Source organism: Delftia sp. WY8 (assembly GCF_018437695.1).
Classification (GTDB): Bacteria; Pseudomonadota; Gammaproteobacteria; order Burkholderiales; family Burkholderiaceae_C; genus Comamonas; species Comamonas tsuruhatensis.
Genome location: NZ_CP049795.1, coordinates 3,903,802 through 3,918,395, shown reverse-complemented (window position 1 = coordinate 3,918,395; position 14,594 = coordinate 3,903,802). Strand labels below are relative to the sequence as shown.

13 protein-coding genes are annotated in these 14,594 nt (G+C 67.3%); 4 read left to right on the top strand and 9 right to left on the bottom strand.

Going from position 1 to position 14,594, the window contains the following annotated elements; translation table 11 throughout:
* The first annotated feature begins 63 nt into the window (after nucleotides 1-63).
* Nucleotides 64-504 carry a MarR family winged helix-turn-helix transcriptional regulator gene (locus tag G4D77_RS18030; RefSeq protein ID WP_016448589.1) on the top strand — a complete coding sequence of 147 codons (441 nt, stop codon included), beginning with the start codon at nucleotides 64-66 and terminating at the stop codon, nucleotides 502-504.
* Here G4D77_RS18030 and alr read toward each other — a convergent pair whose 3' ends face one another.
* Nucleotides 505-1,608 carry an alanine racemase gene (alr, locus tag G4D77_RS18025; RefSeq protein ID WP_154833185.1) on the bottom strand — a complete coding sequence of 368 codons (1,104 nt, stop codon included), beginning with the start codon at nucleotides 1,606-1,608 and terminating at the stop codon, nucleotides 505-507.
* Nucleotides 1,609-1,742: 134 nt separating this feature from the next.
* On the opposite strand from alr, the gene lplT reads away from it, so the two are divergent.
* Together lplT and G4D77_RS18015 are read left to right on the top strand one after the other, a co-directional pair.
* Nucleotides 1,743-3,044: a lysophospholipid transporter LplT gene (lplT, locus tag G4D77_RS18020; protein WP_016448591.1), complete on the top strand. Its 1,302-nt coding sequence runs from the start codon at nucleotides 1,743-1,745 to the stop codon at nucleotides 3,042-3,044.
* Nucleotides 3,045-3,107: 63 nt separating this feature from the next.
* Entirely contained in the window at nucleotides 3,108-4,007 is a 900-nt protein-coding gene (locus tag G4D77_RS18015; protein WP_016448592.1) for a DMT family transporter, read from the top strand.
* Between the two features lie 27 nt (nucleotides 4,008-4,034).
* Here the strand turns inward: G4D77_RS18015 and G4D77_RS18010 are convergent, their stop codons facing one another.
* From G4D77_RS18010 to G4D77_RS17975, 8 genes are all read right to left on the bottom strand, one after another.
* Entirely contained in the window at nucleotides 4,035-4,553 is a 519-nt protein-coding gene (locus tag G4D77_RS18010) for an AmiS/UreI family transporter (RefSeq protein ID WP_016448593.1), read from the bottom strand.
* A 297-nt stretch (nucleotides 4,554-4,850) separates the two neighbouring features.
* A complete protein-coding gene (locus G4D77_RS18005; protein WP_154833183.1) occupies nucleotides 4,851-5,717 on the bottom strand; it encodes a ProQ/FinO family protein in 867 nt (288 codons plus the stop codon).
* 84 nt (nucleotides 5,718-5,801) lie between these two features.
* Entirely contained in the window at nucleotides 5,802-7,052 is a 1,251-nt protein-coding gene (gene glcF, locus G4D77_RS18000; protein WP_154833181.1) for a glycolate oxidase subunit GlcF, read from the bottom strand.
* Nucleotides 7,053-7,113: 61 nt separating this feature from the next.
* A complete protein-coding gene (locus G4D77_RS17995) occupies nucleotides 7,114-7,896 on the bottom strand; it encodes a YoaK family protein (RefSeq protein ID WP_012202244.1) in 783 nt (260 codons plus the stop codon).
* Between the two features lie 25 nt (nucleotides 7,897-7,921).
* Nucleotides 7,922-9,061, bottom strand: coding sequence for a glycolate oxidase subunit GlcE (gene glcE, locus G4D77_RS17990; RefSeq protein WP_154833179.1), 1,140 nt, complete (start codon nucleotides 9,059-9,061; stop codon nucleotides 7,922-7,924).
* Between the two features lie 192 nt (nucleotides 9,062-9,253).
* Nucleotides 9,254-10,627 carry an ammonium transporter gene (amt, locus tag G4D77_RS17985; RefSeq protein ID WP_026062912.1) on the bottom strand — a complete coding sequence of 458 codons (1,374 nt, stop codon included), beginning with the start codon at nucleotides 10,625-10,627 and terminating at the stop codon, nucleotides 9,254-9,256.
* Between the two features lie 31 nt (nucleotides 10,628-10,658).
* On the bottom strand, nucleotides 10,659-10,997 hold the full coding sequence (locus G4D77_RS17980) for a P-II family nitrogen regulator (RefSeq protein ID WP_012202241.1): 339 nt from the start codon (nucleotides 10,995-10,997) through the stop codon (nucleotides 10,659-10,661).
* A gap of 23 nt (nucleotides 10,998-11,020) precedes the next feature.
* Complete coding sequence (locus tag G4D77_RS17975) at nucleotides 11,021-11,752, bottom strand: TorF family putative porin (protein WP_016448601.1); 732 nt, start codon at nucleotides 11,750-11,752, stop codon at nucleotides 11,021-11,023.
* Between the two features lie 463 nt (nucleotides 11,753-12,215).
* Between G4D77_RS17975 and G4D77_RS17970 the strand changes: the two genes are divergently transcribed.
* The gene (locus G4D77_RS17970) at nucleotides 12,216-14,570 is read left to right on the top strand and encodes a type VI secretion system Vgr family protein (RefSeq protein ID WP_213757717.1); all 2,355 of its coding nucleotides are present in this window, start codon (nucleotides 12,216-12,218) and stop codon (nucleotides 14,568-14,570) included.
* Nucleotides 14,571-14,594: the final 24 nt, after the last annotated feature.

Here is a 14,594-nt window from a genome sequence, read left to right as displayed (position 1 = left end):
ATTTAGTCCACCAATTCTCTGCCATCCGTTGACTTTGTCAACATATTTCCACAAGACCCTGCCATGAATGCCTCCCTGCCCGCCGATATCTTCGAGGCCATGCACGAGCTGCTGCACCTGTTCCGCTCGCGCATGCGCGAGGACATGGAGTCCATGGAGCCCGGGCTGACGCCCAACGAGGTGCGCGTGCTGATGTACGTGGGCCGGCACCCGGGCCGCACGCAAAGGGATCTGGTCGACCACAGCCACATGGACAAGGCCCAGCTCGCGCGCATGCTGGCGCAGCTGCAGGAGCAGGGATGGCTGGACCGCGAACCGGACGCCCGCGACCGCCGCGTGCGCTGCCTGAGTCTCAGCCCCCAGGGTCAGGCCCTGTTCGACCGGCTGCGCCAGTCGCGCCAGGCGCTGGCGGCGCGGCTGCTCAAGGATTGGGAGCCTGCCGCGCAACAGCAGATGATGGCGCTGCTGGAGCGGGCCAGGGACAGCGTCCAGGCAGCGCCCTGATCAATCGACAGTCTTGTTCACGCGCGGCGCGACGGCGCACATGAGTTCATAGCCCAGCGTGCCGGCCGCCTCGGCCACCTCGTCGATGGGCAGCACGGCGCCGTTGCTGGCGCGGCCCCACAGCGTGACTTCGCTGCCCATGCCGGCATCGGGCACGGGCGTCAGGTCCACGGCCAGCATGTCCATGCTCACGCGGCCCAGGGTGCGGGTGCGCACGCCGTCGACCAGCACGGGCGTGCCGGTGCCGCAGTGGCGCGGATAGCCGTCGGCATAGCCGCAGGCCACGGTGCCCAGGCGCACGGGAGCTTCGGCCGTGAAGCGCGATCCATAGCCCACGCTCTGCCCCGCAGCCAGCTGCTGCACGCCGATGATGCGCGAGCTCAGGGTCTGCGTGGGCTGCAGGCCCCAATGGGCCGCCGTGTGCTGCGGATAGTCGGGCGAGCTGCCGTACAGCACGATGCCGGGCCGCACCCAGTCGCAGCGCACCTGGGCATCGTCGCCATGGCGCAGCGTGGCGGCACTGTTGCCCACGCTGCGCTCGCCGGGCAGGTCGCACGTGGCGTCGTGAAAGCGCTGCAGCTGCGCGGAGATGCCCGACTGGCCAGCGCCTGCGTCGGCATCGCTGAAGTGGGTCATGAACGAGATTTCCTCCACCTGGGGCAAGGCATTGAGCCGGGCCCAGGCCGCGCGAAAGCGCTCGGGCGTGAAGCCCAGGCGGTTCATGCCGGAGTTCATCTTGAGGAAGACGCGGTGGCCGTTCTGCGTCTTGTGCGCGGCCAGCCAGTCGATCTGGGCGTCGCAATGCACGGCATGCCAGATGGACAGGCGCGAGCAAAGCTCCAGGTCGCGCGGCTCGAACACGCCCTCCAGCAGCAGGATGGGGCCGCGCCAGCCCAGCTGGCGCACGCGCTCGGCCTCGGCCAGGTCCAGCATGGCGAAGCCGTCGGCGCCGCGCAGGGCCTCGAACACGTTTTCGATACCGTGGCCATAGGCGTTGGCTTTGACCACGGCCCACAATTTGGCATCGGGGACCGCTTGCCGCACCCGCTCCAGATTGTGGCGAAGCGCGGCGGAATGGATGGTGGCAAGAATGGGACGCGGCATGGTTTTCACTCAGTCAGAAGCTTGGGATTCTGGCACTGCCGGCCAAAGGCCGCGTGATATAACCGCCAGTCACTTGCCACGGGGCCCTTATTTAACCGGTCAGCAGCCCTGCGGCTGACCCCATCTGCCTATCCATGAAGCGCGGTTTCTACACCATCATGTCAGCGCAGTTCTTCAGCTCGCTGGCAGACAACGCCCTGTTCGTGACCGCCGTGGAACTGCTGCGCACCAATGGCGCCCCCGAGTGGCAGCGCGCCGCCCTGGTGCCCATGTTCGCGCTGTTCTACGTGATCCTGGCCCCCTTCGTCGGCGCCTTTGCCGACGCCCTGCCCAAGGGGCGGGTGATGTTCATCAGCAATGCGATCAAGATCGTGGGCTGCCTGATGATGCTGTTCGGCAACCATCCGCTGATCGCCTACGCCGTGGTCGGCCTGGGCGCAGCGGCCTACTCGCCCGCCAAGTACGGCATCCTCACCGAGCTGCTGCCCGCCTCCCAGCTGGTCAAGGCCAATGGCTGGATCGAGGGGCTGACCATCACCTCCATCATCCTGGGCGTGCTCGTGGGCGGGCAGTTGCTGAGCCCGGGCATCTCGACCCATCTGCTGGACTTCGACCTGCCGCTGCTGGACACGGGCGTGGACACTGCGGCCGAAGCGGCGATTGCCGTGCTGGTCGGCGTCTATGCGCTGGCCGCCTGGTTCAACCTGCGCATTCCGCTGACCGACACCATCCTGCGCCCGCTGCGCCAGGACCCCAGCAAGAGCCTGCTGGCCAACACCCTGGCCCTGCTGCCCGACTTCTGGACCTGCAGCCAGCGGCTGTGGGGGGACAAGTTGGGCCAGATCTCGCTGTCCACGACCACGCTGTTCTGGGGCGTGTCGGGCAATCTGCGCTACATCGTGCTGGCCTGGGGCGCGGCGGCCCTGGGCTACGGCACCTCCCAGGCATCGGCCCTGGTGGGCGTGGTGGCCATCGGCACGGCGGCAGGCGCCATCCTCGCATCCATGCGCATGCGGCTGGACAACGCCACGCGCGTCATTCCGCTGGGCATCACCATGGGCCTGCTGGTGATCGCCATGATCTTCATCCACAGCGTGTGGGTGGCCATTCCCTTCCTGATCCTGCTGGGCGGCCTGGGCGGCTTCCTGGTCGTGCCCATGAATGCGCTGCTGCAGCACCGCGGCCACAACCTCATGGGCGCGGGCCGCTCGATTGCCGTGCAGAACTTCAACGAGCAGGCCTGCATCCTGGCGCTGGGCGCCTTCTATGCGCTGTCCACCAAGTTCGGGCTGTCGGCCTTTGGTGCCATCACGGTGTTCGGCCTGGTGGTGGCCGGCATCATGTGGCTGATCGGACGCTGGCACAGGAACAACCTGCGCCAGCATCCCGAGGAAGTCGAGCGCCTGCTGGCGATTGCCCGCAAGGATTGCCACTAGCCTGCCCTTGTCCCCACGGCGTCCGGAGCAGGCCTTGCCTGCCCGGGCGTTTTTCATTGCCCCATGCATAGCCCGCTGCCCGTTCTCGCCCTGCTGTTCAACACCCTGGTCTGGGGCCTGGCCTGGTGGCCGTTCCGCGCCATGCACGAGGCTGGCCTGCATCCGCTGTGGGCCACGGCGCTGATGTATGCCCTGGTGCTGGCGGGGCTGGTGGCGCTGCGCCCGGCCAGCCTGCGCCAGGCGCTGCAGTACCCGGCCCTGATCCTGCTGGGCGCATGCGCGGGCAGCAACAACATCGCCTTCAACTGGGCCGTGACCATTGGCGACGTGGTGCGCGTGGTGCTGCTGTTCTATCTGATGCCCGCATGGTCGGTGCTGCTGGCCTGGAGGCTCCTGGGCGAGCGGCCCACGCCTGCTGCGCTGACGCGGCTGCTGCTGGCCTTTGGCGGGGTGGCGCTGGTGCTGGTGCCCGAGGGCACATTCAGCGGCGGCTCGCCCGGGCTGCTGCGCGGCCTGTCGCTGGCCGACGGCCTGGCACTGTTCGGCGGCTTCACCTTCGCGCTGACCAACGTGCTGCTGCGCCGCCTGCAGGCCGTGCCGGCGCAGGCGCGCATGCTGGCCATGTTCAGCGGCTGCATGGCGATGGGCCTGTTCAGCGCCTTTGCAGGCAGCAGCGTGGGCCTGGTGCCGCCGCTGCCGGCTCCGCAGGCCGGCTGGATGCTGATCGCCGCCGGCCTGGCCGTGCTGCTGATGCTGGGCAACTGGGCGCTGCAGTTCGGCGCCGCGCGCCTGCCGGCCGGCGTGACGGCCGTGGTCATGCTGGCCGAAGTGGTGTTCGCCAGCGTCTCCTCGGTGCTGATTGCAGGCGAGGTGCTGACGCCTCGCACGCTGCTGGGCGGCGCCTGCATCATCGCGGCCGCGCTGCTGTCTGCGCTGGCGCATGCACGACGGCGTGGGGCTTGACGCCCTGCCCGCACCAACGCTGCGCAATCAGCCCGTGAGCTGCCCGGCCAGCAGCAGGTAGCCCGGCAGCCAGCCCGTGAGCACGCCCTGCGCAATGCACAGCGTGCCCGTCATGCGGCCGATGTTGCGGCCCAGGGCCAGCAGCATGAAGAACATGGCCCACAGCACGGCCCAGGCCGCCCAGTTGGCGGCCATCCACCAGTCGATGGCAGTGCGGGCGCCGATCAGCGAATCGATGGCCACCGGCACGGCCGTGATCGCCACGAAGAGGCTGAACCAGCCCAGGCCCCGGCCATCGGCCCCCGTGAAGCGGTTGATGGCCACCCACAGGTAGGTGAAGGCGAACAGCAGGGTGAGCGCGCCGGTCTTGACAGAGGCCGCATCAGGCTCGGGCCCGAAGGCCGAGGCCAGGCCGATGATCAGCGAGACCAGGCCCGCGAACACGTTGATGACCCAGATTTCCCGGTCGGCAATGCGCCCCAGCATCCACAGGCCATTCAGGCACAGCACGGCGCCCACGTAGAACAACGACAAACCCAGCCACATCGCAAGTCTCCTTTTGCTTTTTTGCTTTTGAAGTGCCTTGCGCGCCCTTGCCAGACCACGGGAACGAGCGCGCACGGCAAGGCGCCGCCGCCCCGTGGCCGGGTGCAGCGGCGTCCGTGAAACAGTTCATCCCCGGGCCCGCCCCTGGTGGGCATCTGCGTGCTGGCGGAAGGGTCCGCTGCAGAGATGCCGCCTGTGATCCAGGGCAGGTGCACCGGCGCGGCCCTTGCCGGGCACGCGGCGGTGGAGTGTGCCGGCAGGCGGTGCTACCGGTCTTTGGCACCGGTCCTTGGTACCTCAGGCCGCCTGCGTCTGCAGGCGACGGCGGGCGCGTTCCAGCTGCTGCGCCACCTGGCGCGGGTTCATGCCGTACATGTCGGCAAAGCCGGCTTCGGTGGTCTGGCCGCTGGCCTCGAAGGCGCGCAGCAGAGCTTCGTCTCGTGCAGAACGCGCATCGGCTTCGGCCAAGGCCTCGGCCACCAGGGCGTTGGTGGCCTCGTCACGGCCCTGCACGCGCGCCGCATAGTCGTCGCGGGACAGGCCCGAGGCCTCGTAGGCGGCGATGATGCGGTTGCGCAGCTTGGGCGCCAGGTCCTCGGGCGAGCGGTGCTGGCGGCGGCGAAAGACCTCGATCAGCGCATGGTGCACATGCTCGGGCGCCATGGGCTCGACCGATTGGCCCTGCAGGTCATGGCGCGCCTGGCCGCTGGCCACCACGGTGAGGTAGCGGCTCGAGCGTGTGTGCTGGGACAGGGCCAGCTTGAGCTGGTCGCGGTCGATGGCTTCGGGATGGGCGGCCAGCAGGTCCTCGAAGATGCCGCGCTTGAGCGGCAGGGGCTGCTCGCCGAACAGGTTCGGATGCCATTGGGCCAGTTGCGCCAGCAGCGGGTGCTGGGTGCGCACGGGCCTGGAAGCGTTGGCCTCGGCACTGGCGGCCGTGCCGGATGCTGCGTCGGCGACGGGCTCGGAGGCCTTGCCCTTGTTGCGGCCACGTCCGCCGCGGCGCGAGCGCTTGCGGCCCTGGCCATCGGCGCTGGCGGCAGCCTGCGGCACGGTGCCGGCAGCGGCGTCCGCCGGCAGCGCGGCGTTCTGTTCTTGCGGTTCAGACACGGATTCAGTCATGGCGGAGCACATGGGCTTGGAGAAAACGAAACCCCGCATCATGCCAGCATTGCAAAGGCTTGCACGGGCATAGTCCCCACGGCGTCGCGCATGCGGCACAGATGCGCGGGTGTTGCCCGGGTGGCATCAGGCCGGCAGGGCCTCGTCCAGCACCTCGATCCAGTGGCGCACCGGCACGTCCGTTCCGTTTTGCAGGTGGACGATGCAGCCCATGTTGGCCGAGAGGATGGCTGCAGGCCGCCGGGTATCGAAGCCTTCGGTCAGTGCGCCGATCTTGCGGTCGCGCAGCTGGTGCGAGAGTTCGGGCTGCAGCACCGAGTAGGTTCCCGCCGAGCCGCAGCACAGGTGCGACTCGGTGCGCGCCACGCGCAGCTCGAAGCCCAGCCTGGCCAGATGGGTTTCCACGCCGCCGCGCAGCTTTTGCCCGTGCTGCAGCGTGCAGGGCGGGTGGTAGGCCATGGGCGCGGCCGGTGCGCGCACCCTGCCCTGCAGGCGCTCGGCCAGCTCGGGCAGGAGCTCAGGCAGCAGCTCGCTCAGGTCGCGCGTGAGGGCGCTGATGCGGGCTGCCTTGTCCGCGTACTGCGCATCATCCTTGAGCAGGTGGCCGTATTCCTTGACGGTGACGCCGCAGCCCGAGGCATTCATGACGATGGCCTCCACCGCGCCGCTGTCCACCTGGGGCCACCAGGCGTCGATGTTGGCGCGCATCTGCGCCTTGCCGCCTTCCTGGTCGTTGAGGTGGAATTTCACGGCACCGCAGCAGCCGGCGTTGGGCGCGATCACGGTCTGTATGCCGGCCGCATCCAGCACGCGCGCCGTGGCGTAGTTGATGCGCGGCATCATCGCGGGCTGCACGCAGCCGGCCAGCAGCAGCACCTTGCGCGCATGCTCGCGCACGGGCCAGCGGCCCGCGTCCTGCGGCTGGGGCACTTTCTCGGCCAGGACTTCGGGCAGCAGGCCGCGCACGGCCTGTCCCAGCTTCAGGGCCGGGGCGAACAGCGGCGAGTTCAGTCCCTCCTTGAGCGCCCAGCGCCTGGCGCGCTCGCCGAAGGGGCGCGGCACCTGCTCCTCGACGATCTTGCGGCCTATGTCCACCAGGTGGCCGTACTGCACGCCACTGGGGCAGGTGCTTTCGCAGTTGCGGCAGGTCAGGCAGCGGTCCAGGTGCTGCTGGGTGGCGCGCGTGGGCGTCCCGCCCTCCAGCACCTGCTTGATCAGGTAGATGCGGCCACGCGGCCCGTCCAGCTCGTCGCCCAGCAATTGGTAGGTCGGGCAGGTGGCCGTGCAAAAGCCGCAGTGCACGCACTTGCGCAAAATGGCTTCGGCCTCCTGGCCCTCGGGCGTGGCGCGGTACTGGGGTGCGAGTTGGGTCTGCATGGTGGGGCTCTTGTTGTATGGGTATCGGGGAACGGTCAGGCACGGCAGCCGGACACGGCGGTCATGCGCGAGGCGCGGCCCGCCGGCCCAGCAGCAGGGGCAGCCGCGCACGGTCGGCCCACAGCGGCGGCAGGGACAGCAGGCACAGCACCACGGCCAGCGGCACGACGAAGACGAAGCCCAGGTGCCTGAAACCCAGCGCGCCCGCAATGCCGCCCAGCAGGAACATGGACAGCAGCCCTGCGAACAGCCGCAGCCGCACATGGTTGGCGTGGACCCGGTGCTCGGGCGGGCTGCCATGGCGGTTCCAGTAGAGGGCTCGACCCAGCTCCATGCCCAGGTCGGTGATCACGCCCGTCATGTGCGTGGTGCGGATCTGCGAGGACGACATCTTGGTCACCGTGGCGTTCTGCAATCCCATGATGAAGGACAGCAGCAGCACGGCCAGCGGCACGGCGAACGGCGTGGGCCAGGCCAGCATGGCCGCGCCCAGCACGCCGAAGAGCAGCATCAGCGCGGCTTCCAGCAGCAGCGGCAGCGCATAGCTGCTGCGCAGCCGGTGGTGGCGCGCCCAGTTGACCAGCAGCGACGTCGCGGCCGCGCCGCACAGAAAGGCCAGCAGCGCGCCGCAGGCACTGAGCACCAGCGCCGTATTGCCCAGCACCAGGTTGTCGGCCAGCAGCGAGACGAAGCCCGTCATGTGCGAGGTATAGGAGTGCACCAGCAAAAAGCCGCCCGCATTCACCGCACCCGCGTTGAAGGCCAGCAGCAGGCCCAGCGTGCGGTTGCTGGCCACCGTGCGGTGCCGGTCCGTGAGCAGGTGCAGGTGGTGGCGCATGCGCATGGGCGGAGCCAGGCGTTGGCCCGGCCTACCAGGCGGCGGCCAGCCGGCCGCGGTTGAAGATGCCCGCAGGATCGAAGGCCTGCTTGAGCCGTGCATGCAGCGCGGCCGTGGCATCGGCCGCCTGGGCGTCGAAATCGGGCTCGGCGCCGGGCTGGTCTGCGGCCTCGGAGCGGAACAAGGTGGCCGATCCGCCCGCTGCTTTTGCCAGCGTGCGCAGCGCATGGCCCAGCGCACGCGGCGCCTGTACCCAGCGCAGTGCGCCGTGCCATTCGACCAGGGGCCCCGTGCAGCCGTCAGGCAGCGCCAGGGCCGGAGCCGTCTGCGGCACGGACAGGCGCCACAGCGCATGGCCCGGTGCGCGTGCGGTGAACCAGGGCAGCTGGTGCTCCCGGCAGGCCTGCCAGTCGGCCGCAGCGCTGTGCATGCGCTCGCCCCCCAGGCGCCCGCAGGCCGCCTGCACGGCGGCACGCGCACCGCGCAGGCGCAGGTACAGCACGCCCTGGGCCGCGCTGTCTTCCTGCAGCCAGCAGCTGGCATTGAGCGGCAGCGGCTGTCCGCCCCAGGCATTGAGCCAGTCCAGCGCCTGCTGCTGCGTGCATTCGAAGCGCAGCGTGGCCTCGGCAGGCGCCACGGGCAGCACCTTGAGGCTGACCTCGGTGATCAGGCCCAGCGTGCCCCAGGAGCCCGCCATCAGCCGCGAGACGTCGTAGCCCGCCACGTTCTTCATGACTTGGCCGCCATAGCGCAGCAGCTCGCCCTGGCCGTTGATCATCTCCAGCCCCAGCATGAAGTCGCGCACGGCGCCCACGCTGGCGCGTGAGGGGCCCGACAAGCCGGAGGCCACCATGCCGCCCACGGTGGCGCGGCCATCCGCTCCCTCGAAATGCGGAGGCTCGAAGGCCAGGCACTGGCCCTGTGCGGCCAGCAGGGCCTCGACCTCGGCCAGCGGCGTGCCGGCGCGTACGGTCACGACCAGCTCGCTGGGCTCATAGCTGACCACGCCGGCCAGCGCCCGCGTGTCCAGCAGCTCGCCCTGCAGGGCCAGGCCGTGAAAATCCTTGGTGCCGCCACCGCGTATGCGCAGCGGCGTGGCGTCGGCCGCCGCGGCGCGCACGCGCTCGGCGATCTGGATGAGTTGGCTTTGGGCTGAATCCATGGCCTGCATGGTAGCGGCTGGGCCCTTTTGCGCCTCGGTGCGGGCCCGTGAATTTTTTGAACGGCGCGCTTGAAGTTCTGCGGGCGGCGCAAAACAGCAGGGACGAAAAGGCAAAGACGCCATCTCTGCAGCGGCTCCAAAGCAAAAAAGGCCCCGGTGCAAGCACCGAGGCCAATCCGCAATGAACTCCCTGGAAACCGATCAGCGGTAGTACGCCACCTCGCCGTGCGTGGTGATGTCCAGGCCCTGGCGCTCGGACTCTTCGCTGACGCGCAGGCCGACGACCAGGTCGCAGATCTTGTAGGAGATGCCAGCCACCACGCCGGACCAGACGATGGTCAGCAGCACGCTCTTGACTTGCACCCACACTTGATGGCCCATGTTGAAGTTTGCCGGCTCGATGCCGCCCAGGCTGGAGGCGCAGAACACGCCGGTCAGGATGGCGCCCAGGATGCCGCCCACGCCGTGCACGCCGAACACGTCGCAGACGTCATCGACCTTGAGCAGCTTCTTGAGGCCGGACACACCCCACAGGCAGACGGGACCGGCAATCAGACCCATGACGATGGCGCCCATGGGGCCCACGAGGCCGGCCGCCGGGGTGATGACCACCAGGCCGCCCACGGCGCCCGAGGCGGCACCCAGCATCGAGGCCTTGCCCTTGTGCAGGGCTTCGGCAGCCAGCCAGGAGATGGTGGCGGCGCCCGTGGCGACGATGGTGTTGATGAAGGCCAGGCCGGCGATGCCGTTGGCAGCACCTGCCGAGCCGGCGTTGAAGCCGAACCAGCCCACCCACAGCAGCGAGGCACCGACCATGGTCAGCGTCAGGCTGTGCGGAGGCAGGGCCTCACGGCCGAAGCCGATGCGCTTGCCCAGCATGTAGGAACCCACCAGTCCAGCGATACCGGCGTTGATGTGCACCACGGTGCCGCCTGCGAAGTCCAGCGCGCCGTCCTTGCCCAGCAGGCCGCCGCCCCAGACCATGTGGGCCATGGGGATGTAGCTGAAGGTGAACCACAGCACCGAGAACAGGATCACGGCAGAGAACTTGATGCGCTCGGCGAAGGCGCCGACGATCAGGGCCACGGTGATGGCGGCGAACGTGGACTGGAAGGCCACGAACACGTACTCGGGAATGGTCGGCAGTGCGCCGGCCAGCGTGTCGGGCGCAATGCCCTTGAGGAAGATCTTGCCGAAGCCGCCGAAGAAGTTGCCTTCGCCCGCAAAGGTCAGCGAGTAGCCGTAGACGGCCCACAGCAGCGTGATCAGCGAGAAGATCACGAACACCTGGCACAGCACGGACAGCATGTTCTTGGTGCGCACCAGGCCGCCGTAGAACAGTGCCAGGCCCGGGATCACCATCAGGATCACCAGCATGGTCGAGGTCAGCATCCAGGCCGTGTCACCGGCGCTGAGCGCGGGGGCCGGCGCCTCGGCTGCGGCCGCGGCGGCGGGGGCTGCTGCAGCGGCCGCATCGGCAACGGCTGCAGCGGCGGCGGGCTCCTGTGCCAGGGCAGCGGCGCCTGCGGCCAGCAGGCCCAGCCCCAGGCCCATGGAAAGAAGTCGTTTGGTCATGGCAGTCTTTCGGGAAACGTGGGGTTGAAACTCACAGTGCGCTGTCGCCGGTCTCGCCGGTACGGATGCGGACGGCCTGCTCGATGGGCAGCACGAAGATCTTGCCGTCACCGATCTTGCCGGTGCGCGCAGCGGCCTCGATGGCATCGATCACCTGGTCCACCAGCGCGTCGGGCACGGCGGCCTCCAGGCGCAGCTTGGGCAGGAAATCGACCACGTATTCCGCGCCGCGGTACAGCTCGGTATGGCCCTTTTGGCGGCCGAAGCCCTTGACTTCGGTCACGGTGATGCCCTGCACGCCGATGTCGGAGAGCGCCTCGCGCACCTCGTCCAGCTTGAAGGGCTTGATGATGGCGGTCACCAGTTTCATGATGCTTAGCTCCTCAGGTCCGGTTACAGGGTCTTGGTCAGCGTCACGATCAGGCGGGCCTTGTTGACGTCACCAAAGTAAGACTTCTTGTTCGCACCCGTGACGGCCGCGCCCAGCGACACGCCGTCGCCGAAATCGTAGGCACCGCCCACGCTGTAGTCCATATAGTTGGGCACGCCCAGGCCCTTGATGTCGCTGGCAAAGCGCGTGAAGCCCAGCGAGGCCTTCACGGTCACCTTGGGCATGACTTCCTTGCTGAAGCCCAGCCACAGGTAGCCGGTATTGCGGCCCGACAGGCCCGAGCCGGCTTTCTCGCCCGCCCAGCCGAAGTAGTCCTTGGATACGGTGTGCGAATACTTGGCCGTGAACGGGCCGTACGTGGCCGCGCCATACAGCTCGGTGGTGTTGCCACTGGAGTTGCCCGAGTACAGGTATTGCAGGGCCCCGAAGTCCAGGTCCACCTCGCCGGCCTTGAACTTGTAGCCACCGTAGAAGTCGGTTTCCAGGGAGTTTCCCGGCAGCCAGTCCACGCTGGAGTTCCAGTTGCCGATGTACCAGCCGCTGTCGCCGAAGGTGTAGTCGAAGCCGCCTTGCAGGGCAGGCTTGACGGCCTTGTTGCGTCCCGTGTCCTGGTCCTGTCCGCGGAACTTGTAGTTCGTCGTCAGGGACACATTGGCCGTGAGCTGGGCGTGGGCCCAGAGCGGAGCGATGGCGACACAGGCGATGGCGAGCGACTTGAGGCTGGCACGGGACATGGGATCCTCCGGTTTGAAAAATTTCGTGACAACCGGGTTAAGCACGGACCGTGCCAGTCTTTTCTGCTGGGTGGGGCGCCTTCCGACCTACCAATGCAGCACCGCAGCATCCTCCCATGCACCGGCTTTGTGCAGAAGTTCTGCACCGTTACGGTGATAGCGGTCGCTCACATGGTATCTCACCAAAAATGCACCAAAAAAGTGCAAATGCTTTCATGCCCAGTACAGCGCATTCCCAGGTCGCCTGCCACAGCACATGATCAGCCAAGTCTGGATTGCCTGATTCTGGAACATGCCTGATTGGATAGCCTGCCATTCAAATACATGCCTGTATCCAAGATGGGAAATTGCTTACATTTACAGGATGTATCTGACCCTGCATTTGATTGCCCTATAGCCATCGGCTTGTCTATGATCCCCGCTCACCAAGAGACGGGAGGCCGCCCCCAGGGCGGTTCATACAATGACACGCCGAGTCACCATCCATACGCCATTGGGCGATGAACTGCATTTACGTGAATTGCGCGGCCAGGAAAACATCAGCCAGCTCTTCAGCCTCGATGTGGAAATGCTCAGCGAAAACGAAAGCATCGATCCCAAGGTCCTATTGGGCAAAAACGCCACCATAGAAATAGAAACCCAGGGCGGCGGCAGGCGCTTCATCGACGGCATCGTCACCCGCTTCGGCATGCAGGGCCAGGACCACCGCCACTACGCCTACAAGGCGCGCCTGAGCCCCTGGCTGTGGCTGGCCACGCGCAAGAGCGACTTTCGCATCTTCCAGAACCTCAACGTGCCCGACATCGTCGAGCAGGTATTGGGCGTCTATGGCCATCCAATGCAAAGGAAACTCACCCGCGCCTATCGCAGTTGGGATTACTGCGTGCAATACAACGAAAGCGATTGCGACTTCGTCTCGCGATTGATGGAGCACGAAGGCATCTACTACCACTTCGCGCATGCCATGGGAGAACACACCCTGGTGCTGTGCGACGACATCATTGCCTCGCACGGCGCATTGCCCGGTGGTGAATCCATTCCCTTCTATCCCCCGGAAAAAGCCGCCGCAGGCGATCAGGAAAACATCCACGCCTGGCAGTTGGAGCAGGAAATCAAGCCGGGCCGCCATTACATCGACGACTACGACTTCAAAAAGCCCCGGGCCGAACTGTCCCACATGCGCCGCGATCCACCGGGCCATGCGCACGACGGCCATGAAACCTACGAATGGCCGGGCGGCTACACGGAGTACGGCGACGGAGATGCCTACATCCGCGTGCGCCTGAAGCAAGGCCTCACGGGCCACAGCCGGGTGCGGGGCCAGTCCTGCCACCGGGCGCTGGCCACGGGCTACACCTTCAGCCTCTACAACTACCCGCGCGGGGACCAGAACCGGCAGTACCTGATCACGGGCCTGAGCTACCACCTCAAGGAGAACCCCCGCGTCAGCGCTGTGGCCCCGGGCGCCAAGGGCAGCGCCGCCGAAGACGGCTCCTTCCAGCGCTACGAACTGCAGGCCCAGCCCACCAGCCTGGCCTTCACGCCGCCGCGCACCACGCCCAAGCCGCGCACCACGGGACCGCAGACCGCTGTCGTCGTGGGTCCGGCCGGAGAAGAAATCTGGACCGACGAATACGGCCGCATCAAGGTGCAGTTCCACTGGGACCGGCTGGGCAGCAAGGACCAGAACTCCAGCTGCTGGATCCGCGTGGCCACCAACTGGGCAGGACCAGGCTTTGGCGCCATCTCCATCCCGCGCATAGGGCACGAGGTGGTGGTGGACTTCCTCAACGGCGACCCGGACTATCCCATCGTCACGGGCTGCGTCTACAACGCGGCCAACATGCCGCCCTGGGCGCTGCCGGCCAACGCCACGCAATCGGGCATCAAGACCCGGTCGAGCAAGGGCGGTGCCGCAGGCGCGGGCATGAAGAACGGCCCGGGCGACGCCAACGCCATCCGCTTCGAGGACAAGGCCGGGCAAGAACAGCTGTGGCTGCATGCGCAAAAGGACCAGCTCACCGAGGTCGAGAACGACGAGGACAAATGGGTGGGCAACGACCGGCGCAAGACGGTGGACCGGGACGAGACCAGCGTCATCCACCGCGACCGCACCGAGACCGTGGACCGCGACGAGACCATCACCGTGCACAACAACCGCACGGAGCGGGTGGACCACGACGAGAAGATCAGCATCGGCGACAACCGCAATGAAGACGTTGGCATCGACGAGAACATCTCCATCGGCAAGAACCGCAGCAAGACCATCGGCAAGACCGAGACCGACAAGATAGGCCAGAACTGGCACGTCACGGTCGGCCTGCTCAAGACCCAGACCATAGGCATGGCCTACATGCAGAACGTGGGTGGGATGAAGATGATGAACATCGGCGTCAACTACATGGAAAACATCGGCGTGGCCATGCAGACCCATGTGGGCATGAACCAGAGCCTCACCGTGGGGCAGGAGCGCCAGGTCAAGGTCGGCAGCAAGCAAAGCACCGAAGTGGGCTCGCAGTACTCGCTGACCGTGGGCGGTGGTGGCGGAGGTGGCGGTGGCGCGGGAGGTGGCGCCGGTGGCGGCATGGCCATGAACATCACGGCGCCCGGTGGGGGCGATGGCGGCGGTGGTGGGGGTGCAGGCGAAGGTGGCAAGGCCTCGCAGCTCACCATGGATGGACAAAGCATCCAGCTCAATGCCGCCAAGATCCGGCTCGAAGCCCAGCAGGAAATCCTGCTGACCTGCGGCGAAAGCACCATCCGCATCACGCCCGGCGACATCCAGATCCTCTCGCCCATGGACCGGCTCAACTGCTGAGGCCCGCATGTCCTGCAGCCCCTG

What these genes read in the sequence shown, in the direction of transcription:
- G4D77_RS17970 (WP_213757717.1), top strand. Translation starts at nt 12,216, where the DNA reads ATGACACGCCGAGTCACCATCCATACGCCATTGGGCGATGAACTGCAT.
- glcF (WP_154833181.1), bottom strand. Translation starts at nt 7,052, where the DNA reads ATGCAGACCCAACTCGCACCCCAGTACCGCGCCACGCCCGAGGGCCAG.
- G4D77_RS18010 (WP_016448593.1), bottom strand. Translation starts at nt 4,553, where the DNA reads ATGTGGCTGGGTTTGTCGTTGTTCTACGTGGGCGCCGTGCTGTGCCTG.
- G4D77_RS18005 (WP_154833183.1), bottom strand. Translation starts at nt 5,717, where the DNA reads ATGATGCGGGGTTTCGTTTTCTCCAAGCCCATGTGCTCCGCCATGACT.
- G4D77_RS18015 (WP_016448592.1), top strand. Translation starts at nt 3,108, where the DNA reads ATGCATAGCCCGCTGCCCGTTCTCGCCCTGCTGTTCAACACCCTGGTC.
- alr (WP_154833185.1), bottom strand. Translation starts at nt 1,608, where the DNA reads ATGCCGCGTCCCATTCTTGCCACCATCCATTCCGCCGCGCTTCGCCAC.
- G4D77_RS17995 (WP_012202244.1), bottom strand. Translation starts at nt 7,896, where the DNA reads ATGCGCATGCGCCACCACCTGCACCTGCTCACGGACCGGCACCGCACG.
- G4D77_RS18030 (WP_016448589.1), top strand. Translation starts at nt 64, where the DNA reads ATGAATGCCTCCCTGCCCGCCGATATCTTCGAGGCCATGCACGAGCTG.
- amt (WP_026062912.1), bottom strand. Translation starts at nt 10,627, where the DNA reads ATGACCAAACGACTTCTTTCCATGGGCCTGGGGCTGGGCCTGCTGGCC.
- G4D77_RS17975 (WP_016448601.1), bottom strand. Translation starts at nt 11,752, where the DNA reads ATGTCCCGTGCCAGCCTCAAGTCGCTCGCCATCGCCTGTGTCGCCATC.
- lplT (WP_016448591.1), top strand. Translation starts at nt 1,743, where the DNA reads ATGAAGCGCGGTTTCTACACCATCATGTCAGCGCAGTTCTTCAGCTCG.
- G4D77_RS17980 (WP_012202241.1), bottom strand. Translation starts at nt 10,997, where the DNA reads ATGAAACTGGTGACCGCCATCATCAAGCCCTTCAAGCTGGACGAGGTG.
- glcE (WP_154833179.1), bottom strand. Translation starts at nt 9,061, where the DNA reads ATGCAGGCCATGGATTCAGCCCAAAGCCAACTCATCCAGATCGCCGAG.